2 protein-coding genes are annotated in these 1972 nt (G+C 27.4%); one reads left to right on the top strand and one right to left on the bottom strand.

All coding sequences use genetic code 11. The features are described 5' to 3' along the window. The first annotated feature begins 111 nt into the window (after positions 1-111). Positions 112-264 (top strand): hypothetical protein, encoded by a 153-nt coding sequence (locus H8909_RS12940; RefSeq protein ID WP_187013118.1) that lies wholly within the window; start codon positions 112-114, stop codon positions 262-264. Between the two features lie 53 nt (positions 265-317). Here H8909_RS12940 and H8909_RS12935 read toward each other — a convergent pair whose 3' ends face one another. After that, positions 318-722: a hypothetical protein gene (locus tag H8909_RS12935; RefSeq protein ID WP_187013117.1), complete on the bottom strand. Its 405-nt coding sequence runs from the start codon at positions 720-722 to the stop codon at positions 318-320. Between the last annotated feature and the right edge of the window lie 1250 nt (positions 723-1972).

The raw sequence follows: 1972 nt of genomic DNA, 5'->3' as shown, positions 1-1972 counted from the left end.
ATTGTCTCCAATATCATGATAGTACAAAAAGACCACCCATGAGGTGGTGCAGTTGTGTATATTCTGATTTTTAGACTAGTGGTGCAGTTGGTGATATAGGTGGTGCACTTTATGCGATTGACGGTGCTGTTCCTTGCGAATAATCACGAAACATCAATGGAAAAATACTTAGTATCACAATTCAATCAATACAATGAAAAATTTATGAATAGAATTCACAAAGGTTTTGGTTTAGTTGGTCGTGATCAATGGTTTCCAAATTAATAGATAACAACTAATCTTATCTACTGAAAACTTAATTTACAGGAAATAAGAATTTACACAAGATTCTTGACACTATCAATTGTATTAAGCTGATTATTTATAAAAGCATTTATAAATAACATTGAGATGATAACTATATTTAATAATCCAAATAATAACAAAACAACTATTGTACTATATTGAAGATACTTATTTTCAGTATTATTCACAGCTAATAAAGTTTCTTCAAGTTTATTTTTTTTAGCACTTCTTAAATAAAGAAATACCATAACACAAAATAAAATACTTACATAAATAATAAATCGTGCTACTAGATAAAACAAAAAAATAGTATCAACTTTTTTCAATATATAAAACAACATCCCAAAAAAGCAGAATATAAAATTAGTTATATATAAACCAAAAAACCTCTTTTCTCTTATAAACAATTTAAAATGCATTTTTAATAAATCATTCATTTCTTAACCACCCTTATTAAATTTTGTATTATATCAGGAGCTATCCCTACTCTATAGTATTGTTAGCAAACAACAATCCCAATTCCATGTTTTTCTATTAACTGTTTATCTTGATATAGATAAGCCATAGAAATTAGAACATCACCTTTTTTAATATCCACAAATTATGTATCTGTTCCGAATTCAAATAAATCATTATACTTTTCTAATTCTTTATTATTTTTATTTAACTGCACTATGGTTGCAGCTTAATTTTTGTTTTCAACAAACAAATATCCATTAAAAACAATCGAGATTCCTAACATAAGTATAATAATTCGATTCCATTTTTATTTTTCATGTATACTCACTCCTTTATATTTCTATTATCTAATTTCAATTAGAAGAAGTAAATATGATATGACCAAGATGCAGATTTCATGTTTAAGATGCATATATTTATCCAAAAAACGGCAGAAAACCAAAAGATTAGACTACTGTTGAAGATACTGTTGGTAAAGTAGTTACTGCCATAATCACTTCATTAAGAAATGTAAAGCTTAATTCATTTGAGGAACTGTGCAAGGCAATAAAAGAAAGACTCGAATTATTCAACTCCACACCATGCCATTTTAGCCAATAATTAAAAAAGACAGAATATACAGGAAAATGTGAAAAAGACATCTGAGATGAGTATTGTTGATGTCATTAATGCAGTAAATACAATTGAATCTAATACTACTTATATCACTTTATCATTTAATGAGAAAGTTAAGATAATAACAAATATAACGAAGTAGTAAGGAAACTGAAAAAGTGTCTCATAACTAGGTATATTATTTCTACTCTAGCTACATGCAGCTTTATGAACCTGAATTTAACTATATAATAACATGAGAAACTCTAGAAAGAGCCTATCTCAGACAATGCAGAAGTATGCCAAGTATGAAATGAGTGATCAAGATAAACAGTTCATTTAAGAATTAATAGAAGTAAGACATAATACATGTTCAACCATCTTCTGTAGTCAGTATCCATCTAAAGACCGGTATGATAAGCTGCACAAGCCAACATTAACTGAAACTTTTTTTGATAGAATAGTACATAATAAAATCGATATAGATATGGGTACTGATAATTTTAGAAAAAAATTGCTAAGGATAAAATAAAAATGTAGGTAAAAGACAACATAAGAATGTTGGAAAACCTACATAATTATTTTGTCCTTTTTCATTTTATTGATATTATCTTGCCGGAGGTAATATCGATGA

Source organism: Catenibacterium faecis, assembly GCF_014306455.1.
Taxonomy (GTDB): Bacteria; Bacillota_I; Bacilli_A; order Erysipelotrichales; family Coprobacillaceae; genus Catenibacterium; species Catenibacterium mitsuoka_A.
The sequence above is the reverse complement of the archived record's forward strand: the minus strand, read 5'-3'. Positions and strand labels throughout refer to the sequence as shown.